This window comes from Oricola nitratireducens, assembly GCF_014904745.1.
GTDB lineage: Bacteria > Pseudomonadota > Alphaproteobacteria > Rhizobiales > Rhizobiaceae > Oricola > Oricola nitratireducens.
This window is the reverse complement of the sequence record NZ_JACZCS010000024.1, coordinates 74,688-99,790: the sequence shown is the minus strand read 5'-3', so window position 1 is coordinate 99,790 and position 25,103 is coordinate 74,688. Positions and strand designations below refer to the sequence as shown.

The window sequence follows — 25,103 nt, the reverse complement described above, 5'->3', positions numbered from 1 at the left end:
GCGGGCGCCTCCCGCCGGCATCTCGTTGTCACCCGCAACACGCTGACCCATGTCATTTCCGATGTCGCCTTCGCGGCGGACGCCGGTACGAAAAGGGGTAAGGCATGACCTCGCACCGCCTTTCCGCCGGCGGCCGGATCGACCGCGAGAAGACGGTCCGCTTCACCTTCGACGGCAAGAGTTATCGAGGATACGCTGGCGACACGCTCGCCTCCGCCCTGCTGGCGGACGGCGTCCGCCTGTTCGGCCGATCGTTCAAATATCATCGCCCGCGCGGCCTGCTCGCTGCCGGATACGAGGAACCGAATGCGCTCGTCACGGTGACAACCGACGGTGCGCGTGAGCCGAATGTCCGCGCGACCGAACTGGAAATCTACGACGGCCTTGTCGCCGAGAGCCAGAACCGCTTTCCGTCGCTTTCCTTCGACGTGATGTCGGTCAACCAGTTCGCCGGCAAGGCCTTCAGCGCCGGCTTCTATTACAAGACCTTCATGGGTCCGGTCTTCGGCCCCTTGAAAGGCACAAGGGTCTGGATGTTCTGCGAACAATTCATCCGCCGCGCCGCAGGCCTCGGCTCCGCCGGAACCGTCGCTGACTCGAACCGCTACGAGCGCATGAACGCCTTTTGCGACGTACTGGTGGTCGGGTCCGGCCCGTCCGGCCTCGAAGCAGCGCAAAAGGCCGCGGCGGCGGGAAAACGCGTCATCCTGTGCGAAACCGATGCCGTTTTCGGCGGCTCGTCCAACTGGTCGACCATCGACGGGAGGGTTGCCTCCGAAGCGATCCTCGCCGAACTCAAGGACAGGCCGAACGTCCGCCTGCTGCCGCGCACCACCGTCTGGGGCTATTACGACGGCAACACGCTCGCCGCGCTCGAACGCGTTGCCGACCACAAGCCGGCGCCCGGCAAGGGCGAACCGCGCCAGCGTCACTGGGTCATCCGCGCCGGCCATGTCGTGCTGGCGACCGGCGCGCTCGAACGCACCCTCGTCTTTCCGGGCAACGACCGGCCCGGCGTCATGCTGGCCGGCGCGGCACTGCGTTATGCGGCGGAATATGGCGCCATGCCCGGCAAGCGCATGGCGATCTTCACCAACAATGACAGTGCCTACGAGACCGCCGCGCGCCTCTACGTGCTCGGTGCGCAGATCGCCGCGATCGTCGACGTTCGCAGGATCGTCGGCGACCGGGCCCGCGCGCTTGCCGGCCAGGCCGGCGCGGAGATCGTGGCCGGGCATGCGGTCGTCGCCACCGCCGGACGCCATTCCGTGACTTCCGTCACCATCGCGCCCTATGCCCCCGCCGCGGGGACGCTGTCCGGCGCGAAGACTGCGATCGCCTGCGACACGCTGCTGATGTCGGGCGGCTGGTCGCCGGTCCTGCATCTCGCCTCGCAGGCCGGCGCGAAACCGGTCTGGAGCGATGATCTGCAGGCCTTTCTGCCGCCCGAGAGCACAAGCGGCTGGGAGGCTGTCGGCTCGGCCGCCGGCGAAGGGATCGACGCACCGGCGCCGGTCTTCGAAATCCGCGCCAAGGGCGCCAAGGCCTTCGTGGATCTCCAGCACGACGTCACCGCCGACGATGTGCGTTTGGCGCATCGCGAGGGTTTCCGGTCCGTCGAACACCTGAAACGCTACACCACGCTCGGCATGGCGACAGACCAGGGCAAGACAGCCAATGTTCCGGGCATGGCGATCATGGCCGACGCGCTTGGCAAGCCGATCCCGGAGGTCGGCACGACGCGATTCCGCCCGCCCTTCACCGGCGCCTCGCTTGGCGCGCTTGCCGCCGAACGTTATGGCGACCTGCGCCCCGAGCGGCTGACGCCGATGCATGACTGGCACGTCGAAAACGGCGCCGGCATGTATGCGGCGGGCCTCTGGTATCGCCCCGAGAGCTACAATCAGCCGGGCGAGACTGTCGAACAGGCCTATATCCGCGAGGCGAAGAATGTCCGCCGCAATGTCGGCATCGTCGACGTGTCCACCTTGGGCAAGATCGATGTGCAGGGTCCCGACGCGGCGGAGTTTCTCAACCGCGTCTACACCAACGGCTTCGCAAAACTGCCCGTCGGCAAGGCGCGCTACGGCCTGATGCTGCGCGAGGACGGCTTCGCCTTCGACGACGGCACGACCTGGCGTCTCGCCGAGAACCGCTTCCTGATGACAACCACCACGGCCAATGCCGGGCGCGTCATGCAGCACATGGAGTTCTATCTCGACTGCGTCTGGCCGAACCTGAAGGTCCACCTCGCCTCGGTCACCGACCAGTGGGCGGGCGCGGCGGTCTCCGGACCGAAAAGCCGCGACCTGCTGGCCGCCTGCGTCACCGGCACCGAGGTCGACAACGAGACGCTGCCCTTCATGGGCATCGTCCATGGCGACATCGCCGGCGTGCCGGTGATAATCTGCCGCCTCTCCTTTTCGGGAGAGCGCGCCTACGAGGTCTATTGCGGCGCCCATCACGGCCAGCATGTCTGGGAGGCGCTGATGGCGGCCGGAGAGCCCTTCGGCATTCAGCCCTATGGCCTCGAGGCGCTCGGAACGCTGCGCATCGAGAAGGGCCATGTCACTGGCGCCGAGATCGACGGCCGCACAACCGCCCATGACCTGCATCTCGACTGGCTGATCTCGAAGAAGAAGCCGTTCATCGGTTCGGCGATGATGAACCGCGAGGGCCTGACCGATCCGAAACGCTGGTCGCTGGTCGGCGTGATCTCGCTGTCGGGCGAAAAGCTGCGCGGCGGCAGCCACGTCGTCGAGGGCACGCGCGACAATCCCGGCCGCGGCATCGGCCACCTCACCGCCATGTGCTACTCGCCGCTGTTCGGCAAATATATCGGCCTTGCGCTTGTCGAGAACGGCACGGCGCATATCGGCACACGCGCCTATGCGACCGATCCGGCGCGCTCGGGCACGCATATCCCGATCGAGATCGTCAGCCACCATTTCTACGACCCGAAGGGAGAGCGGATGCATGGCTGAGGTCCCGAGTTTCATCGCCGATCCGGTTCTGCGCGACCATGCGGCCTCGCCGCTCGCCGGTCATCTGGTGCTAGGCGAATTCGGCGCCGTTTCGGATGACGGCCCCGGCGTCGTCCTGTCGGAACGTTTCGGCCTCGCCATCGCCGAAGCCGCCGCATGGAACGGCGTCGAGGCGAAGCTTCGGGCGGCGATCAAGACGGCCACCGGATTGGCGCTGAAGACCGCGCCCGGAACCGGTACAATGAAGAAGGGTGCCTCCGCCTTCAACATCGCGCCCGGCCGCTGGCTCGTTTCCGGCGGCACGGACGATCTCGTCGCCGCGCTCGATGCGGCCGCCGGAGAGAATGGCACGGTGACCGATCTCAGCCATGGCCGGACCGTCATTCGCATCGACGGGCCGAAAAGCCGCCGGGTGCTGTCGAAACTCTTCGCGATCGATTTCGCCGATGCGGCAATGGCCAAGGGCGACGGCTTCGCGACCGTCCACCACGACATCTTCGCCCAGATCCAGCGTGTCGGCGACGACGCGTTCGACGTCTATGTCTTCCGGTCCTTCGCCCTCTCCTTCTGGCATCTGTTGTGCCGGTCGGCCGAGGAAGTTGGCTACCGCGTCGATTAGAGCTTTTCGGGAGCGGCCGCATCACCGTCTTCGCGGGTGTCGACTGCCAGGACGGGCCTTCACTCTCCTCTTTCAGTGCGCGGCTGAAGCGCCGGACTGACTATGAGAGCGAATGCACCGTGACGCCCGACACGATCGACGCGGCGACCGTCCGGTCGTCGCCCATGGTCTGCATCAGGAAGAGTTCCTCCGACAGGGTCGACACCGTTTCGGCCCTGAGCGCCATGGCGGGCGAGGCCTTGCTGTCGAGGACGATGAAATCGGCTTCGTAGCCCGTCGCCAGCTTGCCGATCCGGTCGCTCATGCCGATCGCCCCGGCATTGCCGAGCGTTGCCTGGAAGAAGGAGCGCAGCGGATGATAGCGCTGGCCCTGCAGGTTCAGGACCTTGTAGCCCTCGTCGAGCGTGCGCAGCATCGACCACGACGTGCCGCCACCGATATCGGTCGCAATCGCATGGCGCACATTCGGCGTTACCGAGCGCATCTTGTCGAGACTGAACAGGCCGGACCCGAGAAACAGGTTCGAGGTCGGGCAGAACACGGCGACCGAGCCGGATTCCGACATCCGCGCGATTTCGCGCTCGTTCTGGTGGATGCAATGGCCGAACAGGCTTTTCGGCCCGAGCAACCCGTAATGGTCGTAGATATCGGTATAATCCTTCGACCACGGGAACAGCTGCGCAACCGTCTCGATCTCGCGATGGTTCTCCGACAGATGCGTCTGCATCAGGCAGTCGGGATGTTCCTGCGCCAGCGCGCCGGCCATCTCCATCTGCGCTTCCGTCGAGGTCAGCGCGAAACGCGGCGTCACCGCCACCTCGACGCGGCCCTTGCCGTGCCATTGCCCGATCAGCGCCTTGGCGTCGTCGTAGCCCGATTGCGGCGTATCGGTCAGCGGCTCCGGCGCGTTGCGGTCCATCATCACCTTGCCGGCGACCATGCGCATGTCGCGCTTCAGCGCAGCGCCGAGCAGCGCGTCGACCGACCCCTTGTGCACCGAGCCATAGGCGACCGCTGTCGTCGTACCATGCGCTAGAAGCATGTCGAGGAAGCGGCCGGCCATGCGTTCCGAATGTTCCGGATCGCCGTATTTCTGCTCTTCGACGAACGTGTATGTGTTGAGCCATTCGAGCAGGCTGCCGGCATAGGAGGCAACGACCTGGCCCTGCGGGAAATGGATGTGGCAGTCGATGAAGCCCGGCACGATCAGGTGCGGCCGGTGATCGACGACGTCGCGGCCCCGATACGCCGCCGGCAGGTCCGACCAGTCGCCCGACCAGGCGATCCGTCCGCCGGCAACGGCGATCGCGCCATCCTCGATATAGTGAAACGCCTCCGTGTCGTCCGCGCCTTCAGGCTCGCGCTCGAACCACAGCAGCCGCCCGCGATGGAGTTGCGCCGCGCTCACGAGTTGCCGCGCGTCCGGTACCAGCGGGCGAGCACGTCACGCTCTTCCTGCGGAATCTCGGTCACGTTACCGGGCGGCATGGCATGGGTGACGCCCGCCTGCAGGAAGATCTCGCGCGCATGCGCGGCGATCCGCGCGTCGGTGTCGAGCAAAACGTTCTTCGGCGCCCAGTGGACGCCCTCCCACACCGGTTCGGCCGCGTGGCACATCGAGCAGCGCGAAAAGACGATGTCGCGCGCTTCCTCGAAATTGGCGGACGCCATCATCTTCTCGGCGGCGCGAGACGGCAGTTCCGCCTCTTCGTCGACACGGTGGATCGGGTTGGTCGACAGCCAGATGATGATGACGAAGATGACCGCCGTCAGCAGCCAGGTCCAGTTTGGCGTGCCCTTGCGCGCATGCTTGGTGTTGAAATAGTGCCGGATCAGCACGCCCATGATGAACACCAGCGAGGCGATCACCCAGTTGTAGGGTGTGGCGAACGCCAGCGGGTAGTGGTTCGACAGCATCAGGAAGATGACCGGCAGCGTCAGGTAGTTGTTGTGCAGCGAGCGCTGCTTCGCCGCCTTGCCGAGCGCCGGATCCGGCTTCTCCCCCGCCTTCAGGGCAGCGACGACCTTGGTCTGGTTGGGGATGATGATGAAGAATACGTTGGCGCTCATGATCGTCGCCGTGAACGCGCCAAGATGCACGAAGGTCGCGCGGCCCGTGAACAGATGCGTGTAGCCCCAGGCCATCAGGACGAGCAGCACATAGAGCAGCAGCATCAGCCCGGTGTCATGCTTGCCGAGCGGCGACTTGCACAGGAAGTCGTAGAATAGCCAGCCGACTGTCAGCGAGGCAAGCGAGATCAGGATTCCGCCCCAGACAGGCACGTCGAGCACGTTGCGGTCGATCAGGTAGAGATCCGCCCCGGCGTAATAGAGCATCGCCATCAGGAGCGCGCCCGACATCCATGTGACGTAGGATTCCCATTTGAACCAGGTCAGGTGCTCCGGCATCGCCGCCGGCGCGACCAGATATTTCTGGATATGGTAGAAGCCGCCGCCATGCACCTGCCATTCCTCGCCATGCACGCCTTCCGGCAGGCCCGGCCTTTGCGTCAGCCCGAGATCGAGCGCGATGAAATAGAATGACGAGCCGATCCACGCGATCGCGGTCACGACGTGAAGCCAGCGCGCGGCGAAAGTCAGCCAGTCCCAGGCAATGGCGAAATCAAGCAAGACGGTGTCCCCTGTAACACCGTTACCATGCCGATCAGGGCCTCAAAGGCAAGGTCTAACTGCGTCGCGAACGCCACCCTTGCACTGCGTTTTTTCTCCGCGCCGCGCCGCCTGCACTTCAGTCGGCGACCGCGACATTGGCTGCGAAGGGGCCTTTTTCGCCCGCCATCTCGCGAAACCGCAGTTTCGTCCCGACGCGCAGGCTGTCCCAGTCGCCGTTGGTCATGCTGTCGCGCTCGAAATAGACCTCGTTTCCGTCATCGGAGGTGATGAAGCCGTAGCCCTCGCCCTCGAACAGCCGGTCGATCGTGCCGTGCATCACGGGGTCATGGTGCTTGACCTCGACGCTGCCCATCTTGCGTTTCTGTTCCTTCAGGATCCGCCGCGCCGCGTCGAATGCCTCGTGGATGGCAAGGTTGGCGTCTTCGGCAGCGCCGCTTCGGCCCACATGGCGTTCGACGTGAATGTCCGGTCCCGGAACCGAGATCGTCAGGCGAACCGCGAATTCCGTGCCGGTTACTTTTTTCTTCTGCGGCGCTTCGATGACGACATCGCAGCCGACGATATGCGGATGCGCCTTTTCCAGTTCCCCGATACGCTTGTGAACATGCGTTTCGAGCACGGCGGACTTGTCCATGTTGCGGAATGTAATGCTGGCTGGACGTTGCATGTGCATGTTCCTCCTTTTTCCCGATGATGTCATTTGTCCCGCCGGCATGCGCCGGCGTCATTGACCGGGGTCAATCCATATGCCCGCGCGCCGCCGGCACCGGCCCTCCATGGTGGTTGACATCGCTCAAGGCGCGTATGAGATCAGTATCGCATCAAGGGCCGAAACTGGAACGGAGAAAAACGGTGTGCCGCCTTTACGCCATGCGCGCCAATGAACCGACCCGCGTCGAGTGCAGTCTGGTTCTTGCCCAGAATGCGCTGATGCAACAAAGCCAGATGGATGCCGAAGGTATCGTGCATGGTCATGGCTGGGGTGTCGCCGATTACCGCGATACCGTACCGCTGGTCGAAAAACAGACCTGGGCGGCCTATCACGGCGAACATTTCCGCAAGACGGCCGCGCGGGTCTACGCGCACACCGTGGTCGCCCATGTCCGCCACGCGACCGTCGGCGCGCAGGCGATCGAGAACACGCATCCCTTCAATCACGGCCGCTGGATCTTTGCCCATAACGGATCGATCCAGAATTTCCCGCAGGTCCGCGACCTGATGATCGAGCATATCGACCCGGTGCTTCGCAACGACATCAAGGGCGAGACCGACAGTGAGCACATTTTCTATTACCTGCTGACCTTGCATTTGCGCCATCCCGACCGCCCGCTGAACGAGACGGTCGGACGCGGCCTGCGCCGGGTCATGCAGTGGTCGGATCAGGTCGACCCGTCCGAGCCGGCCGCCCTCAACATCGTCCTGACGGACGGCGAGCGGCTTGTCGGCTCGCGCCGCGGCCGCACCCTCTGGCATCTGGTCAGAAACGAGATCGTCACCTGCGGCATCTGCGGGCGCAAGCATGTCCGGCACGATGTCGGCGACAATTACCGCGCCATCGAGATCGCTTCCGAGCCGATCAGCGGCGAGAACTGGCAGCCCTTTGCCGAGGGCGTCGTCTATTCCATCGACGAAAACTTCCATTTCCACATCGAGCCGTTGCCGGAAACCGCCGGACTGGAGCCCGCTTAGGGTAGCCCCGCCGGACACGCCCGCTCATGAACATTGTCGCAATCGGTTTTCTGGGCAGTCTCGCGGCGGGCATGATGACGGCTGTCGGCGCGCTTCCGGTGCTCGCCGGGCGCACGGTGTCCCGCCGGGCGACGGACATCATGCTCGGCTTCGCGGCAGGCGTCATGCTGGCCGCTTCGTTCTTTTCGCTGATCCTTCCCGCCATCGAGATTTCGACGGAACGTTACGGCGCGGGACTTGTACCCGCGCTGATCGCGGCAACCGGTGTCTTTCTCGGCGTGGTGCTTCTCTTTGTTCTGGACGAGCGCATCCCGCACGAGCACTTCGTCAAGGGCCGTGAAGGCCCGGACGCGGTCGCCATGCAGAAGATCTGGCTGTTCGTACTGGCAATCACGATCCACAACATTCCCGAGGGGCTTGCCGTCGGCGTCGGTTTCGGCGGCGGCGACGTGATCGCGGGATCGAAGCTCGCGGTCGGTATCGGCCTGCAGAACGCCCCCGAGGGACTTGCCGTCGCCGTCGCGCTGATGTCGCTCGGCTATTCGCGGCTCTACGCCTTCGCCGTCGCCAGCCTGACCGGCATGGTCGAACCGGCGGCGGGCCTAGCGGGCGCAATCGCCGTCAGCCTGTCCGAAGCCCTGCTGCCCTGGGGCATGACCTTCGCCGCCGGCGCCATGATATGCGTCATCAGTCACGAGATCATTCCGGAAACCCATCGGCACGGCCACCACAAGGCGGCAACCATCGGGCTCAGCACGGGCTTTATCCTAATGATGTTCCTCGACGTGGCTTTCGGCTAGAGCTGTTGACGGAAATCAAGGGAAACGGCCCGGCAAGGTCTAAGGTCGTTTCGGCACAAGCGATGAAGTGGAGGTTGCCATGGCGGATATCGCGATCGACAGCGATGAACTGGAAGGTGTGATCCTGCGGATGCGGGCGCTGATGGCGCGCGAGGAGACCGACGTGTCCGATCCCGGCGGTAATCCGAGCGACGACGAAGTCCCCGCTGCCCTGCAGGAACTATCGGGCGACCTGACGCGTGCCGAACTCGTGCAGGAAATCGAGGGGCTCAACGACGATCAGCAGGACGCGCTTGTCGCTCTATACTGGATCGGACGCGGTGATGCCGAGCCACAGGAATGGGAAAACACCATTGCCTTGGCACGCCAGCGCCACGAAGGCTCCACCGCCGAATATCTCCTCTCCCATCCGCTCGTGCCCGACCAGATCGAGGAAGGCTGGGAAAAGATGCGCGAATCCGGCGAACTGGACTAGCGAAAGAACTCGAAAGCAACGGCTGATAACCCATGGCTGACAATCCGCCGGCAACAGTCGGCCTCAAGGCGGAGGATCTGCGACGGACCTGCGATCCGGCCGCCTTCGCCTTCCAGACCACGCGCGATCTGCCCGACGGCGGCCAATTGATCGGCCAGGAGCGGGCCATCGACGCAATCCGCCTGTCGGCCCGCATCGCGCATCGCGATTTCAATCTCTTCGTCCTCGGCCCGCCCGGCACCGGCCGGCGCGCGGCGGTCGAAAACCTGCTCGCCGAACAGGCGGCACTGCGTCCGGTTCCGCCCGATTGGGTCTATGTGAACAATTTCGAGACGCCGCACCGTCCGCGCGCGCTTCGCCTTCCTTCCGGCACTGCCCAGCGCCTCAAACTGGCAATGGAGACGCTCGTCGACGATCTCGCCACCGACATCCCGGCGATGTTCGAATCCGAGGACTACCAGGCACAGCGCCGCACCATCGAGCAGGAGTTCGGCGGCAAGCACGAGACCGCGTTTTCCGAATTCGCCGAGCGCGCCAAGGCGCAGAATGTCGCCATCATGCGAACGCCGATGGGCTTCGGACTGGCGGCCTTGCGCAACGGCGAGGTCATCAAGCCGGAGGTTTACGACAGACTTGGCAAGGAGGAACGCGAAGAGATCGACGCCAAGATCGCCAAATTGCAGGAGGAGCTTGCCGACGTGCTGCGCTCCATCCCGGCGCTCGAGCGCGAGCACCGCCGCCGCGTCGAACAGTTGCACGCCGAAATGGCCGAGCGCGCCGTATCGGTGCAGATCCAGGAAGTCCTCGATGCCTTCCCCGGTATCGACGCCATCGCGGGTTTCGTCGCCGATGTCCGCGAGGACATGATCGCCAATGCCGAACTCTTCCTCGCCGCACGCCAGAACGCCGAAGCCGGCCCGTTTCCCGAAGTTGTCGCCAAGGTCCACAAGCTGCCGCCCTTCGCGCGCTACGCGGTCAATGTCATGGTCTCGCACGATGGCGGCCCCGAGGCCGGCGCGCCGCTGGAAATGGAGGCGCTGCCGACACTCGGAAACCTGACCGGCCGCATCGAGCACGAATCGCAGATGGGCGCGCTCGTCACCAATTTCACCCTGATCAAGCCGGGCGCATTGCATCGCGCCAATGGCGGCTATCTCGTGCTGGATGCCCGCCGGCTCCTCAGCGAACCCTACGCATGGGACGCGCTGAAGCGCTGCCTCGAACAGCGCGCGATCTCCATCATTTCCATTGCCGAGCGCCTCAGCCTCGTCTCGACGACATCGCTCGAACCAGATCCGATCGATCTCGATATCCGTGTCGTTCTGATCGGCGACCGGCTGATCCACGCGCTGCTTGTGATGTTCGACCCCGATTTCGGCGAGTTGTTCAAGGTGCAAGCCGATTTCTCCGAGGAAGTCGAGCGCACGCCGGAGGCGATGGCACTGTTCGCGCAACTGATCGCGGCATCGGTCCGGCGCGAAAAGCTCAAACCGCTCGATGCTCCCGCCGTCGCCCGCCTCCTCGACGAGGCGATCCGGCACGCCGACGACGCCGAACGTATTTCGCTGAAGATCGGCGCGCTTGACGACATCCTGCGCGAGGCCGATTTTCGCGCCGGAGAGGCCGGTCGCGAAACCGTCGCGGCGGCCGATATCGAACGCGCTGTCGCCGAAGCCGAACGCCGCGCATCGCGCCTGCGCGAACGCCTGCAGTCGATGGTCGAGCGCGGCACCATCCTGATCGATACCGACGGCGCCGCCACAGGCCAGATCAACGGCCTGTCGGTGATCGATCTCGGTAATTACCGCTTCGGCCATCCCTCGCGCATCACAGCGCGAGTGCGTGTCGGTTCCGGCGAGGTCGTCGACATCGAACGCGAGGTGGAACTTGGCGGACCGCTCCATTCCAAGGGCGTCCTGATCCTGTCCGGCTACCTCTCCTCGCACTATGCGCTCGACGTGCCGATGTCGCTCAAGGCGAGCCTCGTTTTCGAACAGAGCTATGGCGGTGTCGATGGCGACAGCGCCTCTTCCGCTGAACTCTATGCGCTGCTGTCGGCCCTCTCGGACGTGCCGTTGCGCCAGGATCTCGCCGTGACCGGTTCGGTCAACCAGGCCGGGCGCGTGCAGGCGATCGGCGGCGTAAACGAGAAGATCGAGGGCTTTTTCGAGCTCTGCGCCGGGCGCGGTCTGACCGGCAGCCAGGGCGTCCTCATCCCGCAATCGAACGTCAAGAACCTGATGCTGCGCTCCGAAGTGGTCGAGGCCGTGAAGGCCGGCAAGTTCCGTGTCATTCCGGTCGAGACCATCGATCAGGGACTGGAAATCCTCACTGGCAAATCCGCCGGTGCGCGCGGCGCCGACGGAGCCTTTCCGGACGGCACCGTCAATGCCCGCGTCGAGGCGCGGCTGCACGAATTCGCGGCGCTGCGCCGGAAATTCGCCATCCCGCCCGAGATGGCCGGCAAGGACAAGAAGAAATGATCCCCGCCCGCACGTCCGGTACGCATCCGAAAACCAGGATCGTCGTTGCCGCGTCCTGCTTTGCCGATGCGTCCTCCGGCGTCCGCCTGGCCGCGCTGCTGTCATCGCGTATCGAAGCCGATGTCGAGGGCGTATTCGTTGAGGAAGAAGAACAGGCCGGCCTGTTTCACAACCCGGCGGCCCGCCTCGTCACACCAGGCGGTGAGCAAGTGGCCGCTCCGTCACCGGAGGAATTGCGGGCCGCACTGAAAAGGGATGCGCTCGCCTTCGAGCGAGAGATCGCCCGCATCGCGCTCGAACACGCGCGCCACTGGTCGTTCCGCACGCTGCGCGGTCGCCTGCTTGCCAGCATCGGCGAATTGCTGCAGGCACACGACATCCTGCTGCTCGGCCACCGTCCTTTGCTCAGAATGCGCGGCCCGGTGATCCGTCTCGGCGCCACCGGCCGCCCGGATATTGCTGCGGGACTTGCCGCCGATCTCGGCGCACCGATCGTCGATATTGCGATCGCTGCCCCGATGACCGCCGGCTCGCTCGCCGAGACGCTTGCCCTTGTCGGCCGCACCAGCGCGTCGGCGATCGTCATCGACACCGCCTCCGGCCCGTTCCGGACGCCCGGCGAGATCAACGACCTTCTCGACGCCGCACGCTGCCCGGTCATTCTGGTCGGCGCGCCGGCCTCAGACGGTGGCTGAAGCCAGCCGGCGCGCCCGGCGTTCGCCGGTAATGTTGACGAGATTGCCGGCGAGAATGATCGCACCGCCGACAAAGACGAATATCTCCAGCGGCTCGCCATAGATCAGCATGCCGAGAACCGCGATAACCGGCAGCCGGACGAATTCCATCGGCGCGACGATCGAGGCCGGCGCATGGCGCAGCGCCGAGGTCAGGCAGTAATGCATCGACAGGCCGGAAATACCGACCATGACCACCCAGGGCGTCAGATGCAGCGAGAACATCGTGACGCCGCCAGGCGCGGCCAGCGCGAAACCCATAAGACCCTGGCTCAGCGTCATCCAGAACAACACGCATAGTGTCGTATCGGTACGCATCAGTTTCTTGGTGAAGATCGTGTTCATCGCGAAACCGATCGCCGCGCCAAGCGCGGCGAAATGGCCGACATCAAGGGGTGCGATTCCCGGCCGCGCGACAACCAGCACGCCAATAAACCCGATGATCGCGCCGATCAGCCGCGTCCGCGTCATGCTCTCGCCAAGCATCAGCGGCGCCAGAAGCGCAACCCAGATCGGATTGGTGAATTCCAGCGCGACCACTTGCGCGAGCGGGATGACCGTTATGGCGAAAAACCAAAGGTTCTGGCCAGTGAAATGGAAGATATTGCGCGCCGCATGCAGTCCGGCTTTCCGCGTCTTCACCTGCCCGAAACCGTCGCGCGAAAAGAAGATCACCGCACTGACAATCACGAAGCCGATCACCGAGCGATAGGCCATCAGCTCGAACGTGTTGAGTTCCGCCTGCACCGAGCGGCCGGCAATCGCCATGGCCGCCATCGAAACGACAGACCCGCTCATCCACAGGGCGGCTTTCACGAGCGAGGTTGGCGGAGTCGATTGCATGGCCGGATGTGCTTAGTGGACCGGCGCGAGCTCGCCAAGCGGAAAACGCTATTGCCTGCCCGGGAAAGAGGCAATTGCCGCCTGGCCAAGCGAAAGTCCCCCGTCATTGGCCGGGACGCGCGACTGCACCAGCACCGTGAACCCGTCACGCATAAGGCAACTATGCAGCGTTTCGAGCAGGATGCGGTTCTGCATCACGCCGCCCGACAGCGCGATCCGCCGCGTGCCCGCCCGCTCCGCGACCGCCGCGGCGGTCCCGGCGAGCGCCGCAGCGAGGCCGAGGTGAAACCGCGCCGCAATGACCGGCGGTTCGACACCCTTCCTCAGGTCGTCCGTCAAAGCGCCCCACAGAGGGGCCCACGAAAGGATTCTCGTGCCCCGCTCATCCGACACCGCAACCGGATAGGCGCCCGCCCCTTCGCGATGCGGCGCGGCCAGCGCCTCCATCTCCATCGCCGCCTGCCCTTCGTAATGCTGCCGGTCGGCGGCAATGCCGAGCGCTGCCGCGACCGCGTCGAACAGCCGTCCCGCCGAGGACGACAGCGGCGCGTTCAGTCCTTTTTCGATCATCCGTTCGATCATGCCCGACTGTTTTGCTTCCAGCATCGCGCCAAGCGCGGTTCCCAATATGCGGTCGCGCCAGCCATCGCCGAACGCGGCCTTCAGATGCGCCACCGTGTTGCGCCACGGCTCACGCATCGCCTGCGCCCCGCCCGGCAGCGCGACCGGCGAAAAATGCGCTGCCCGTTCGAAGCCGCCATAACCGCCGACAAGGAATTCCCCGCCCCAGATCGTTCCGTCGGTGCCGAGGCCGAGCCCGTCCATGACGATGCCGACCGAGAGATCGTCACCGGGTTCGACGCCGTGCTCGGCAAGACAGCTCGCCAGATGCGCGTGATGGTGCTGGACTCGCACCAGCTTCGCGCCGGTCTGCGCGGCAAGGTCTTCACCCCATTGCGTCGACAGGTAATCGGGATGCAGATCGACGGCGATCACCTCCGGGTCGAACCGGAAGATGTCGCGATAGAGCGCTATGGCCTTGCGATAGTCGGCATGTGTCACCGCCTCCTCGAGATCGCCCAAGTGCTGCGACGGGATCGCCTGCCCGTCCTTCGCGAGGCAGAAGGTCGATTTCAGTTCGCCGCCCATGGCGAGCACTGTCGGCGCATCCGCGAAACCTTCCGCAAGCGGCAGCGGCTCCGGTGCCAGTCCACGCGCCCGGCGCAGGATCTGCGGTCCCGGCGCATCGACACGCATGACGGAATCGTCGAGCCGGTTGACGATGTCGCGGTCATGCATCAGCCAGCAGTCGGCGATCCCCGCGAGACGGTCCCGCGCGTCGTCATTGCCGGTCGCCTGCGGCTCGTCGGAGAGATTGCCCGAGGTCAGCACGATCGGTCCATCGAGCGCGTCCATCAGCAGGTGGTGCATCGGCGTATAGGGCAGCATGAAGCCGGTTTGCGCATGGCCGGGCGCAATGCCCGGGGCGAGGCTCTCGTCCGCATTGCGCAGTAGGACGATCGGCGCGGACCGCGCTTCAAGCAGTTCTTCCTCCGCCGCAGAGACGGCGCAGAAGCGGCGGATTTGACTCGCGTTTTTCGCCATCACAGCAAGCGGCTTGGCGGCCCGGCGCTTGCGCCGCCGAAGTTCCGCGACCGCCGTCTCGCTCGTCGCGTCGCAGGCGAGATGAAACCCGCCGATCCCCTTGATCGCGACAATCGCCTCGTCCTTCAACAGCCGCGCGACCTCCGCGATCGGGTCTTCACAGTCAACACGCCCTTCCCCGTCCTCCAGCCACAGCTGCGGCCCGCAAACCGGGCAGGCATTCGGCTGCGCATGGAAGCGCCGGTTGGCCGGATCCTCATATTCGCGCGCGCAGTCCTCGCACATGGGAAATGCGCTCATCGAGGTGCGCGCCCGGTCGTAGGGTATCGAGCGCACGATGGAGAGGCGCGGTCCGCAATGGGTGCAGTTGGTAAAGGCATAGCCGTGCCTGCGATCGAACGGGTCCATCACCTCGGCAAGGCATTCCGGGCAGGTCGCAGCGTCCGGCACGACACCGGTCGAGATCGCGCCGCCGGCACTTTCGGCGATCATGAATTCGGCAGCAGCCAGCGCGCCGTCTATCGCTTCCCAGCGGACGGAATCGATGCGCGCCAGCGGCGGCGCCTCCGTTTCCAGCCGTTCGAGAAACGTGTCCAGCGTATTGTCCCCGCCCCAGGCTTCGATCTCGACGCCGGAACCGTCATTGAGAACATGGCCGGTCAATCCCGTTTCGCGCGCCAGCCGCCAGACATGCGGCCGGAAACCGACGCCCTGCACCAGCCCGCGAACCCGGATCCTGCGCCCGGACATGACATCGGCGGCGGTCATCAATGCACCGTGCAGACGAGGCAGGGATCGAAGGAACGCACGATGTGCTGCACGGCGACGGGCTCCGTTTCGCCCGGCCGCACCGGCGCGCCTACAAGCGCCTGTTCGAGCGGCCCCGGCGTGCCTTCCGCGTCGCGCGGCGAAAAATTCCAGGTTGTCGGCGCGATGATCTGGTAATTGGCGATCCGCCCCTTCTCGATTTTCAGCCAGTGGCCGAGCGAGCCGCGCGCCGCCTCGGTCAGCCCGGTCCCCTCGCCGCTCTCCGGCATCTTCGCGTGCGCGATGAACCGCTCGCCCGGTTGCAGCGCGTTGACCCAGCCTTCCATCGCGATCACCACCAGCGCGATTTCGACCAGCCGCGCCACGACACGCGCATGCACATTGCCGCCATCCCTCGCGACCAGATCCCGGATCAGCGGATGCCCGTCGACGAGCTGGCGCGCCAGCGCGCCGGTCTCCGCGATACCGCCATCGAGGCGCGGCGCCTTGCACCAGCTATAGGCGTCCGTCCGATCCGCATCGGGCAATGTCTCGCCGGTTAGCGGCGGCATCGCGCCGGCATGCGCCTTGTACCAGGCGTGGCTGACATCCTCCGCGATCGCGAGCGCATCAAGAGCGCGCACGCCGTTCTCGAACACACCGCGCGCGAACAAGGGCGTCCCGCCGGACCCATAAGCGCCGAAGCTCATGAAGCGCCCGGCCGACGGACCGAGCCGGTTCAGGCCAAGCGGAATCGAAAGCGAAAGGAAATGGCGGAAATCACTGCTTTCAGGCGCTTTTTCCGCCGCCCACGATTCCAGTTCCGAAGCACTCGAAAGCGCCGCGATCCGCTCCAGCCTGTCGCCGAAAAGCGTCCGCTCGAGGAACCGCCGGAAAGACGACAGGATCGCCGCCAGCCGCGCGATCTCGCCCGATGTCACCGCCCGCGTCGAGCCGCCCGGCTGGATCGACAGCGTGTGCGGCCACTTGCCGGCGAGCAGTCCCATCAGGTGCATGAACTGCGCCCGCGCCGGCAGCACGTCCTGCGCCGCTATCCCCTTGATCGCAGCGAAGCGCTCCCGCGCCGCCGCGTGCCACGCTTCGCCCGCATACACTTCGCGCGCGAAGTCCGGCATGAAGAACAGGTAGAAATGCGTCAGATGATCGGCAACGTTCTCGGTCGCATGCACGAGATTGACCGCCAATTCGCCATTCGGCGGCATGACCAAGCCTTGCACCTCGGCCAACGCTTGTGCCGCGGCGACCGATTGCGACACCGAGCAGATGCCGCAGATGCGGGGCGCATAGACCAGCGCGTCGGCCGGCGGCTTGCCTGCGAGAATGCGCTCGAAGCCGCGATAGAGCGGCGAATTCACATGCGCCTGCTTCACGCGGCCATCGGCGATGTCGAGCTTCACCTCGAGATCGCCTTCTACGCGGTTGAAAGGGCCGACGACGAGCTTCGTCATCGCGTCTTCTTCTGCCGGTCGACGGGCGGACGCGTCAGGTGGTCGGCGACGGCGTTTTCCTTCAGTCGCGCCGGCGTCGCCGCCTTCGAGAGAGAAGCCAGCGCCACGAACCACGCCTTCGGCATGTCCGTCGGCAGGCCGACGGGGATGCCGGAGATTTTCGGCGTCAGCGTGAAGGCATGGCCCGGCTCCTCGAAGCCCGGCGCCGTGCAGTTGATGCAGGGATAGCCGCCATCGAGGCAGGAGCCCGCGCCGTTCCAGGCCCGCATGTTGCAGTCGGCGCGCGCCTGCGTGCCCTTGCATCCGAGATTTTCCATCATGCAGCCCAGGTCGCACAGCTTCTCGGCGCTCGCCTTGAACTCGTAGAATTCGTTGCGCGCACAGCCGTGATGGACGAGATGCATCGTGTAGGAGAGCGGCCGTTCCCACTCGTCGATATCGTTCGCGCCGAAGCGCCCCGCCGCGATCGTGTGCAGCGTCTCCGTCAGCCAGCCCGGATGGATCGGACAACCGGCGACATTGATCACCGGCAAGCCCGACCTGGATCGGAATTCCGCGCCGAGCAGCCCGCCTTCCTTCTGCCCATCATAGGAAAGGCCGCAGGCCTCGACCTCGTTCGCGCCCGCCGCCGTGACCCCGCCATAGGCGGCGCAGCTTCCGACCGCCACCACATGGCCGGCCTTCGCCGCCAGATCGGCGATCCAGTCCATCACCGGTCGGCCCGTGCCCGCCATCATGTGGAACTTCCCCGTCCCGTTCGGCCCGCGCATGACGGAGCCTTCGAGGCACAGGATATCGAGCGTCTCCTCGCCATCGATGATCCGCCGCATGATCTCGATGACGGCGCTGCCGCTTTCCTCGCTCAGCGACGGATGCCACAGCACTTCGATATTCGCCGCCTCGAAGGTCGCCAGCAGGTCTGGGCCTTCCGCGCCGATCAGCGACAGGGTACAGCCGCCACATCCGCCCGACTGCATCCAGAACAGCCGAAGCGGACGCCGTTTTTCAGGCTGATGCATGTTCATCCGCGGGGACCCTCACCGTGAATTCGGCGCCGCCTTCCGGCCGGTTGGCCGCCGTCAGGTCGCCGCCCTGCTTCACCGCCATGTTGTAGGAGACATAGAGACCGAGGCCGGTTCCAGCCCCGATCGGCTTGGTCGTGAAAAACGGCTCGAAGATCTTGTCGATCCGTTCGGGCGGGATGCCCGGCCCGTTGTCGGCGACACGGATGATCACCTCGCCGTCGGTCTTCTCGCCGGAAATGACGATCTCGCCGTTGGGATCGCCCTCCAGCACATCGGCGGCGTTCTGCACCAGATTGACGATGATCTGGTGCAGCTGCCCCTTGCGGCCGCGGATTTCAAGCGTGTCCGGCACGTCGAGCCGCACCGACGGTTTGACGCGCTGCGTCTTGATCACCCAGTCAGCGGCGGTGCGCACCAGCCTTGTCACGTTGAAGGCTTCCAGCGTTTCCTCCTGGTTGGAGGAAAAGCGGCGCAGGTCCTGAACAATGTCGCGCACCCGCTCCGCGCCCTCCAGCGTGCCGTCGACCAGCGGGCCGATGTCGCGCAGCACCTGGTCGATCTTCAGGTCCTTGCGCAACGTCTCCATCTCGGCGGGCCCGCTCTTGCCATTGCAGGCGGAGAGATATTTCGTGATCGCCTCGCCATAGCGCTTCAGCGCGTACATGTTGCCGAAGACGAAGCTGATCGGATTGTTCAGCTCATGCGCGACGCCGGCGACGAGCCGGCCGAGCGCCGCCATCTTTTCCGACACCAGCATGCGTTGCTGCGTCTGCGTCAGTTTCTGGTGCGCAGTATCGAGTTCGCGGTAGGCGCGCTGCAATTCGCCGATCGGCCGGCCGACCAGAACCATGCCGACGAGACGGCCGCGATGGTCGCAGCGCGGCGTGCAGTTGACCGAGATCAGCGCGTTGCGGCTGTCGGGCGCGGAAAGCGACACGTCGCGCTGCGCCACGACGCCGCCATTCTTCAGTTCCGGCAGGAACCCGGCTACCGTCTTCCGGCTGGCGTCATCGAAAAGATCGGTCAGCGGCATGGCGAGAAGGTCGCGCTCGCGCCGTCCGACGGCCGTTTCCAGCGCCGGATTGACCTGCTGGATCAGCCCGTTCGTGTCGCAGACGATCAGCACGTCGGTCATCGCCGCGACAACCGAGCCGATAAAGGCATGCGCCTCCTCGAGCCGGGCGTTCTTTTCCTCCAGTTCGGTCTGGGAATCGACGAGTTCGGAATAAACCTCGTCCATCTTCTGGATGACGTCGATCCAGACGTCCTCCCCGCCCTCCCCGAGCGGCAGCGCCCTGTTCGTTGGTGTCTTGATCGTCAGTTGCTTGTGATTTTCGGTGGTCAGCATGATGCGGCCTATCCCGGCACGCCCGCAGTCCGGCGCGTGGCCGGCAGCGGCTTGACGTTTTCGAGCCCGTAGCGCTCGAGCTTCGAGCGCAGGCCGACGCGCGACAGGCCGAGTTCGCGGGCCGCGCGCGACTTGTTCCAGCGGTTGCGGATCAGCGTTTCGCGGATGATCCGCGATTCCAGCATCTCGATGCGATCCTTCAGCGTTCCCTCGACCCCGGCGATCGCCTCGTCGTCCTGCCCGTCGAGATCGGCCGGATCGGCCCTCAGGATATGCCGCGACAACAGATCCGCGCCGAGTTCGCGTCCCTCCGGCCCCAGCACCAGCATCTGCTGGATCTCGTTCTGCATCTCGCGCACATTGCCCGGCCAGCCATAGCTCTTCATGCAGTCGAGCGCTTCCTGCGAGAAACCGGTCACCTGCTTGCCGAGTTGGCCGACAGCCCGCGTCAGCAGCGCGCGCGCCAGCACCGGAATGTCGGAGCGCCGGTCCTTCAGATCCGGAATGCGGATCACCATGCCGGCGAGCCGGTAGTAGAGATCGGCGCGGAAACGCCCCGCCCGGACTTCCTCTTCGAGATCGCGATTGGTTGCCGCGATCACACGGACATCGACCTTGCGCGTCCTGGTGCTGCCAATCGGGCGGATCTCGCCCTCCTGCAGCACCCGCAGCAGCTTCACCTGGAAGGCCGGCGACACCTCGCCGATCTCGTCGAGAAACACCGAGCCGCCATTGGCCCGCTCGAACAGGCCCATATGGTCCTCGACCGCGCCGGTGAACGCGCCGCGCTTGTGGCCGAACAACTCGCTTTCCAGCAATTCGTCCGGTAACGCGCCGCAGTTTTCCACGACGAAGGGCTTGTTCCAGCGCAGCGACCCGTAATGAAGCGCCCGCGCGGCAAGCTCCTTGCCGGTGCCCGACGCGCCCGAAAGCAGCACGGGCACGTCATAGGGCGCGACCTGTTTCAGCGTGTCGCAGACCGCGTTCATCGGGCTGTCCTTGCCGCGCACGATGCCGTCGTCGAAATCGTAGTCCTTGCGCAGCTTGTCGCGCCGGTCGGAAACCTTCTGGCGCGCGCCCGACGGCGACATCTTCAGTTCGATCGCCAGGAGCTCGTTTTCGCGCTGCAACGCGTAAAGCCGGCAGGCGGTCTTCAGCGTCAGGATCAGGTTTTCGGGATGCCACGGCTTGGTAATGTACTGGAATATCCCCGCCTCGTTGATCCCGTCGATGATGTCATGCGCGTCGGTGTAGCCCGAGACGATCATGCGAATGACGTCCGGCCAGCGTGTGCGCACCGATTTCAGAAACTCGACACCGGTCTGTTCCGGCATGCGCTGGTCGCACAACACGACCTGCACCCATTCGTTTTCGAGCACCGAACTCGCTTCGCCGATGGTCGCGGCGGTCCTGACGTCGAAATCCTCGTTGAGGATTCGCGCCAGCGACTCCAGCGACCGGATCTCGTCGTCTATCACCAGGATCGTCGGCAGGGGTGTTGTAGCCTCCGTCATGATGCAGCCCTCCTCCGAGACCGCGTCCGCGCAGTGTTTTCCCGGTGCCGCGCGATGGTGATCGGCGTGCGCGACTTCGGCACCTTGTGGACGAAATTGTAGCGCGCGACATGATAGCTCGGATCGAAGCCGTAGAAATTGCGCCGCATGCGTTGCAACTCCTCGTCGCGGTATCGCGCCAGCGGCTTTTCCGCCTCGTCCTGCGCGCGGCGCCTGGCCTTCTCGCGCAGGCGTTCGTCAAGATCCGTGCTTTCCGCGAGCCGCAACGCCATGTCGCGCACGGTCTCCCCGAAACCTTCGCGGCCGGCATGTATGATCTCGTCGGCGAGCCCGAGCGACAGCGCCTCCTCCGCGCCCATCGGCAGCCGCGCGGCGGCGATGCGCTCGGCGTTTTCCGCCCCGGCATGGCGCGGCAGTAGATAGGTCCAGAATTCCGAACCGTAGAGATTGCCCATGTCCTTGTAATACGGATTGAGCACCGCGCCCCGGCGCAGCCAGACCGCGTCCGCGGCCCGCGCCAGGAACACCCCGCCGGCGCCGGCATTGCCGCCGACGGCCGAGACGACGAACCGGTCAGTCGTGCGGATGATGGCTTCGGCAAGATCGTCCATCGCGTTGATATTGGCCCAGGATTCGTCCGCCGGGCTTTCCGCCGCCTCGATCAGGTTGAGGTTCAGGCCGTTCGACCAGTGGTCCGGCCCGCCCATCAGAACAATCGCTTTCGTCGGTCGTTTCAGCGCCTCCTGCCACGCGCCGAGCAGACGCTGGCAGGCCTCGGTTCCCATCGCGCCATTGTAGAATCCGAAATGCAGGAAACCGGCGTAACCCTCTTCCTCGTAACGGATATCCGCGTAGCCGGGAAACTCCGGCAAGCTCTCCGCCTCGGCGCGAAACACCGTCGTCGCCGGCAACTTGAGCGCCTTGTCCCGCCCCTTGCGCACATGGCCGATCCACACCGCCCCATCGCGCGTCGCCCGCGCGAACGCGGAACCGCTACGGGCGATCACGTCGCCCGGGTCCCCGGCAAACCCGTCGGCGCGATGCGTGTCGAACAGGTAGACGTTTTCGCCGAACAGCACGTCCTTCACGCCCGGCATGCCGTCGGCGGACGCAATCTTGCGCAACACGGTATCGGTATCGTCATTGTGCCAGTCGATCGCGCGGTCGGTCTGCTTCGCGCCGTTGCGCCAGACCGGTGTCACGCGCAGCGTATCCAGCGTCTGCGGCGTCCGGCCCGCCCCGATCTTCGCGATCGCTTCCAGCACCGCCTCGGCCGCCGCTTCGCTCACCTCGTGGCGATAGAGGCTCGACTTTGTCGCGTCCCGCATCGCGAAGCGCCGCTCCGCCCAGACCGGTCCGGCGTCGAGAGCGCTGTCCGCCTGGAGCACCGTCACGCCCCATTCCGCCTCGCCGTTCAGGAGCGCCCAATCGAGCGCCGACGGTCCGCCGTCGCCGACGGGTCCCGGATGGACGACAAGACAAATCCGGCTTTCCCAGATAGCCCGCGGGATCGCCCGTTTCAGGAACGGCGCCACCACGATGTCCGGCTCGAACAGGTCGACCGCCTCCAGCGCCACCGCGTCGTTGATATCGAATTCGACCGAGACCTCGTGCCCCTGCGCGGCCAATTCCGTGAACAGCCTTTGGCTGAGCGAATTGAAGCTGTGGCAGAGGAACAGGATCTTCATTGGTCAGCAGATCCTCGGCAGTTGCTCTCCGGCAAGCCAGTCGACGACGCGGGTGCCGCCGAAGCCGGTCTTCATCTGGATCAGGTTCGCCGCATCATCCGTCACATGGCCGATGATCGCGGCATTCCCGCCATGCGGATGGGCTTTCATGACAGCGAGGAGCTTGTCGGCATCCGCCTCCTCGCAGAGACAGACGAGCTTGCCCTCATTGGCGACATAGAGCGGATCGAGGCCGAGTAATTCACAGGCCGCCGAGACATCCGGTTTCAGCGGGATCGCCGCCTCGTCCAGCATCATGCCGACATTAGCCGCCCGCGCGATCTCGTTCAGCGTCGCAGCCAGCCCGCCACGCGTCGGATCACGCAGGACGGCGATGTCCGGCACGGCGGCGACCATCTCGGCCACCAGTCCGTGCAGCGCCGCCGAATCCGACAGAATCTCGGTCTCGAATTCGAGGTTCTCGCGCTTCGACAGGATCGCCACGCCATGATCGCCGATCGTGCCCGACAGCAGGATCGCCTGCCCCGGCTTCGCCCGGTCCGCCGAGACGCGGACGCCGTCGGGCACCACGCCGAGCCCGGTCGTGGTGATGAACACCCCGTCGCCCTTGCCCTTTTCGACCACCTTGGTGTCGCCGGTGATGACCGGAACGCCGGCATCGTTCGCGGCTTGTGCCATCGACATGACGATGCGCTCCAGATCGGCGAGCGGAAACCCTTCCTCGAGAATGAAGCCCGCGGTGAGATAGAGCGGCCGCGCACCGGTCATCGCGACATCGTTCAGCGTGCCGTGAACGGCAAGCGAGCCGATATCGCCGCCGGGAAAGAACAGCGGCGAGATCACGTGTCCGTCGGTCGACATCACCAGCCGACCTTCCGGCACCTCGATGAGCGCCGCGTCGTTGCCCTGGTCGAGAATCGGATTGCGCAGGTGGCGATGGAACAGGTCGCGGATCAGGTCCGCCATCGCGCGCCCGCCGCCGCCATGCGTCATGTCCACATTGCCGCTCCGGTAAGAGACGTTCTTGTCGACCATGTTCATGCGATCGCCTCCGCCTTTTGCTTCGCCGGCTCCCGGAAGCGCCCATAAGTCCAGTAGGCGGCGCACGCGCCTTCCGAGGACACCATGCAGGAACCCATCGGATTGTCCGGCGTGCAGACCGTGCCGAACAGTTTGCAGTCGGTCGGCTTCTTCACCCCGCGCAGGATCGCCGGGCATTCGCAGGACTTCACCTCGCGCGATTGCTTCTCGGTCACCGTGAAGCGCTTTTCGGCGTCGAAAGCGGCATAGGCGTCGCGGATGCGCAGCGCGCTGTATGGCACTTCGCCAAGGCCGCGCCATTCGAAGCTCTGGCGCAGTTCGAACACCTCGGAGACCAGCGCCTGCGCCTTCAGATTGCCCTCGCGCGTTACGACCCGCGTATATTCGTTCTCGACCTCGGCCCGGCCCTCATTGACCTGGCGGATCAGCATCAGCACCGACTGCATCACGTCGAGCGGCTCGAAACCGGCGATGACCACCGGCTTGGCGAATTCCTCGGCGAAGAACTCGTAGGGCTCCGATCCGATCACCGAGGAGACATGCGACGGCCCGAGGAAACCGTCGATCTTCACCGTGCCGAGATCGCGCACCTCTGGCGAGTCCAGGATGTGCCCGATCGCCGACGGCGTCAGCACGTGGTTGCAGAAGACGGAGAAGTTTTCGAGCCCCTCGGCCTCGGCCTGCTTGATCGCCACCGCCGTCGGCGGCGTCGTCGTCTCGAAACCGATGGCGAAGAAGACAACCTGCCGGTCCGGGTTCTCGCGCGCGATCTTCAGCGCGTCCTGCGTCGAATAGATCATCCGTATGTCGGCGCCGTCAGCCTTCGCCTTGATCAACGAGCGCTGCTTGGTGCCCGGCACCCGCATCATGTCGCCATAGGAACACAGGATCACGCCGTGTTTCTCGGCCAGTTCCACCGCGTCGTCGAGCCGGCGCACCGGCAGGACGCAGACCGGGCAACCCGGCCCATGCACGAATTTCACGTTCTCCGGCATCAGGTCCTGCACGCCGTAGCGGAAGATGGCATGCGTATGCCCGCCGCAGAATTCCATCAGGTGGTAGGTGCGGTCCGGTTTTGCTTCCGCGGCGATTTGCACCGCCAGTTTTTCGGCGAGATCGCGGGCGCGGAATTCGTCGACATATTTCATGCCGCGCCTCCCGTGATTTCCTCGAGCTCTTCCTTGAGGATTCCCGCTTCAGCCATCAGCGCCAGCGTGCGCGCGGCCTCCTCGGCGCTGACCTTGTGCAGCGCATAACCGACATGGATCAGCACGTAGTCGCCGACCGACACGTCATCGAGCAGCGCGACCGAGATGCGTTTCTTGACGCCTTCCAGCGCCACCACCGCCATATCGCCCGCTTCGAGCGCCGTCACCTTCGCAGGGATTGCCAGGCACATGTCGCT

20 protein-coding genes are annotated in these 25,103 nt (G+C 65.2%); 7 read left to right on the top strand and 13 right to left on the bottom strand.

Annotated elements, in window-relative coordinates:
- The first annotated feature begins 104 nt into the window (after positions 1 to 104).
- Both IG169_RS13275 and IG169_RS13270 read left to right on the top strand, forming a co-directional pair.
- Positions 105 to 2,984, top strand: coding sequence for a 2Fe-2S iron-sulfur cluster-binding protein (locus IG169_RS13275; protein ID WP_193176695.1), 2,880 nt, complete (start codon positions 105 to 107; stop codon positions 2,982 to 2,984).
- Positions 2,977 to 3,603 carry a sarcosine oxidase subunit gamma gene (locus tag IG169_RS13270; protein WP_193176694.1) on the top strand — a complete coding sequence of 209 codons (627 nt, stop codon included), beginning with the start codon at positions 2,977 to 2,979 and terminating at the stop codon, positions 3,601 to 3,603. The genes IG169_RS13275 and IG169_RS13270 overlap by 8 nt, the downstream gene beginning before the upstream one ends.
- 100 nt (positions 3,604 to 3,703) lie before the next feature.
- On the opposite strand, the gene guaD is transcribed toward IG169_RS13270, so the two are convergent.
- From guaD to IG169_RS13255, 3 genes are all read right to left on the bottom strand, one after another.
- Positions 3,704 to 5,011 (bottom strand): guanine deaminase, encoded by a 1,308-nt coding sequence (guaD, locus tag IG169_RS13265; RefSeq protein WP_193176693.1) that lies wholly within the window; start codon positions 5,009 to 5,011, stop codon positions 3,704 to 3,706.
- Entirely contained in the window at positions 5,008 to 6,234 is a 1,227-nt protein-coding gene (locus IG169_RS13260; RefSeq protein WP_193176692.1) for a urate hydroxylase PuuD, read from the bottom strand. Before IG169_RS13260 ends, guaD begins: the two co-directional genes overlap by 4 nt.
- 118 nt (positions 6,235 to 6,352) lie before the next feature.
- On the bottom strand, positions 6,353 to 6,904 hold the full coding sequence (locus IG169_RS13255) for an HPF/RaiA family ribosome-associated protein (RefSeq protein WP_193176691.1): 552 nt from the start codon (positions 6,902 to 6,904) through the stop codon (positions 6,353 to 6,355).
- 185 nt (positions 6,905 to 7,089) lie between these two features.
- Between IG169_RS13255 and IG169_RS13250 the strand changes: the two genes are divergently transcribed.
- The 5 genes from IG169_RS13250 to IG169_RS13230 all read left to right on the top strand — a co-directional run bounded on the left by IG169_RS13250 (position 7,090) and on the right by IG169_RS13230 (position 12,379).
- A complete protein-coding gene (locus IG169_RS13250) occupies positions 7,090 to 7,926 on the top strand; it encodes a class II glutamine amidotransferase (RefSeq protein WP_193176690.1) in 837 nt (278 codons plus the stop codon).
- A gap of 26 nt (positions 7,927 to 7,952) precedes the next feature.
- The gene (locus IG169_RS13245; RefSeq protein ID WP_193176689.1) at positions 7,953 to 8,726 is read left to right on the top strand and encodes a ZIP family metal transporter; all 774 of its coding nucleotides are present in this window, start codon (positions 7,953 to 7,955) and stop codon (positions 8,724 to 8,726) included.
- A gap of 79 nt (positions 8,727 to 8,805) precedes the next feature.
- A complete protein-coding gene (locus IG169_RS13240; RefSeq protein WP_193176688.1) occupies positions 8,806 to 9,201 on the top strand; it encodes a DUF3775 domain-containing protein in 396 nt (131 codons plus the stop codon).
- A gap of 32 nt (positions 9,202 to 9,233) precedes the next feature.
- Positions 9,234 to 11,684 carry a Lon protease family protein gene (locus tag IG169_RS13235; protein ID WP_193176687.1) on the top strand — a complete coding sequence of 817 codons (2,451 nt, stop codon included), beginning with the start codon at positions 9,234 to 9,236 and terminating at the stop codon, positions 11,682 to 11,684.
- On the top strand, positions 11,681 to 12,379 hold the full coding sequence (locus IG169_RS13230; protein ID WP_193176686.1) for a hypothetical protein: 699 nt from the start codon (positions 11,681 to 11,683) through the stop codon (positions 12,377 to 12,379). The genes IG169_RS13235 and IG169_RS13230 overlap by 4 nt, the downstream gene beginning before the upstream one ends.
- Here IG169_RS13230 and IG169_RS13225 read toward each other — a convergent pair.
- The 10 genes from IG169_RS13225 to IG169_RS13180 are packed head-to-tail and all read right to left on the bottom strand — an operon-like array spanning position 12,365 to position 25,097.
- A complete protein-coding gene (locus IG169_RS13225) occupies positions 12,365 to 13,261 on the bottom strand; it encodes a DMT family transporter (protein WP_193176685.1) in 897 nt (298 codons plus the stop codon). The two genes, IG169_RS13230 and IG169_RS13225, sit on opposite strands and share 15 nt — an antisense overlap.
- A gap of 48 nt (positions 13,262 to 13,309) precedes the next feature.
- Complete coding sequence (gene hypF, locus IG169_RS13220; protein ID WP_193176684.1) at positions 13,310 to 15,634, bottom strand: carbamoyltransferase HypF; 2,325 nt, start codon at positions 15,632 to 15,634, stop codon at positions 13,310 to 13,312.
- Positions 15,634 to 17,082 carry a nickel-dependent hydrogenase large subunit gene (locus IG169_RS13215; RefSeq protein WP_193176683.1) on the bottom strand — a complete coding sequence of 483 codons (1,449 nt, stop codon included), beginning with the start codon at positions 17,080 to 17,082 and terminating at the stop codon, positions 15,634 to 15,636. The genes hypF and IG169_RS13215 overlap by 1 nt, the downstream gene beginning before the upstream one ends.
- Positions 17,079 to 18,101 (bottom strand): NADH-quinone oxidoreductase subunit B family protein, encoded by a 1,023-nt coding sequence (locus IG169_RS13210; RefSeq protein ID WP_210325998.1) that lies wholly within the window; start codon positions 18,099 to 18,101, stop codon positions 17,079 to 17,081. The genes IG169_RS13215 and IG169_RS13210 overlap by 4 nt, the downstream gene beginning before the upstream one ends.
- Entirely contained in the window at positions 18,088 to 19,455 is a 1,368-nt protein-coding gene (locus IG169_RS13205; protein ID WP_193176681.1) for a sensor histidine kinase, read from the bottom strand. The genes IG169_RS13210 and IG169_RS13205 overlap by 14 nt, the downstream gene beginning before the upstream one ends.
- A gap of 8 nt (positions 19,456 to 19,463) precedes the next feature.
- Complete coding sequence (locus IG169_RS13200; protein WP_193176680.1) at positions 19,464 to 20,969, bottom strand: sigma-54-dependent transcriptional regulator; 1,506 nt, start codon at positions 20,967 to 20,969, stop codon at positions 19,464 to 19,466.
- A complete protein-coding gene (locus tag IG169_RS13195; protein ID WP_193176679.1) occupies positions 20,966 to 22,657 on the bottom strand; it encodes a hydrogenase maturation protein in 1,692 nt (563 codons plus the stop codon). Before IG169_RS13195 ends, IG169_RS13200 begins: the two co-directional genes overlap by 4 nt.
- A 3-nt stretch (positions 22,658 to 22,660) precedes the next feature.
- The gene (gene hypE, locus IG169_RS13190) at positions 22,661 to 23,698 is read right to left on the bottom strand and encodes a hydrogenase expression/formation protein HypE (RefSeq protein WP_193176678.1); all 1,038 of its coding nucleotides are present in this window, start codon (positions 23,696 to 23,698) and stop codon (positions 22,661 to 22,663) included.
- Complete coding sequence (gene hypD, locus IG169_RS13185; RefSeq protein ID WP_193176677.1) at positions 23,695 to 24,846, bottom strand: hydrogenase formation protein HypD; 1,152 nt, start codon at positions 24,844 to 24,846, stop codon at positions 23,695 to 23,697. The genes hypE and hypD overlap by 4 nt, the downstream gene beginning before the upstream one ends.
- The gene (locus IG169_RS13180) at positions 24,843 to 25,097 is read right to left on the bottom strand and encodes a HypC/HybG/HupF family hydrogenase formation chaperone (protein WP_193176676.1); all 255 of its coding nucleotides are present in this window, start codon (positions 25,095 to 25,097) and stop codon (positions 24,843 to 24,845) included. The genes hypD and IG169_RS13180 overlap by 4 nt, the downstream gene beginning before the upstream one ends.
- Positions 25,098 to 25,103 lie beyond the last annotated feature (6 nt).

Coding starts and splice junctions, on each gene's coding strand:
- hypD (WP_193176677.1), bottom strand. CDS start 24,846: ATGAAATATGTCGACGAATTCCGCGCCCGCGATCTCGCCGAAAAACTG.
- IG169_RS13180 (WP_193176676.1), bottom strand. CDS start 25,097: ATGTGCCTGGCAATCCCTGCGAAGGTGACGGCGCTCGAAGCGGGCGAT.
- IG169_RS13210 (WP_210325998.1), bottom strand. CDS start 18,101: ATGCATCAGCCTGAAAAACGGCGTCCGCTTCGGCTGTTCTGGATGCAG.
- IG169_RS13195 (WP_193176679.1), bottom strand. CDS start 22,657: ATGAAGATCCTGTTCCTCTGCCACAGCTTCAATTCGCTCAGCCAAAGG.
- IG169_RS13205 (WP_193176681.1), bottom strand. CDS start 19,455: ATGCTGACCACCGAAAATCACAAGCAACTGACGATCAAGACACCAACG.
- IG169_RS13245 (WP_193176689.1), top strand. CDS start 7,953: ATGAACATTGTCGCAATCGGTTTTCTGGGCAGTCTCGCGGCGGGCATG.
- IG169_RS13200 (WP_193176680.1), bottom strand. CDS start 20,969: ATGACGGAGGCTACAACACCCCTGCCGACGATCCTGGTGATAGACGAC.
- IG169_RS13270 (WP_193176694.1), top strand. CDS start 2,977: ATGGCTGAGGTCCCGAGTTTCATCGCCGATCCGGTTCTGCGCGACCAT.
- IG169_RS13230 (WP_193176686.1), top strand. CDS start 11,681: ATGATCCCCGCCCGCACGTCCGGTACGCATCCGAAAACCAGGATCGTC.
- IG169_RS13240 (WP_193176688.1), top strand. CDS start 8,806: ATGGCGGATATCGCGATCGACAGCGATGAACTGGAAGGTGTGATCCTG.
- IG169_RS13275 (WP_193176695.1), top strand. CDS start 105: ATGACCTCGCACCGCCTTTCCGCCGGCGGCCGGATCGACCGCGAGAAG.
- IG169_RS13255 (WP_193176691.1), bottom strand. CDS start 6,904: ATGCAACGTCCAGCCAGCATTACATTCCGCAACATGGACAAGTCCGCC.
- IG169_RS13215 (WP_193176683.1), bottom strand. CDS start 17,082: ATGACGAAGCTCGTCGTCGGCCCTTTCAACCGCGTAGAAGGCGATCTC.
- IG169_RS13225 (WP_193176685.1), bottom strand. CDS start 13,261: ATGCAATCGACTCCGCCAACCTCGCTCGTGAAAGCCGCCCTGTGGATG.
- hypF (WP_193176684.1), bottom strand. CDS start 15,634: ATGACCGCCGCCGATGTCATGTCCGGGCGCAGGATCCGGGTTCGCGGG.
- hypE (WP_193176678.1), bottom strand. CDS start 23,698: ATGAACATGGTCGACAAGAACGTCTCTTACCGGAGCGGCAATGTGGAC.
- IG169_RS13235 (WP_193176687.1), top strand. CDS start 9,234: ATGGCTGACAATCCGCCGGCAACAGTCGGCCTCAAGGCGGAGGATCTG.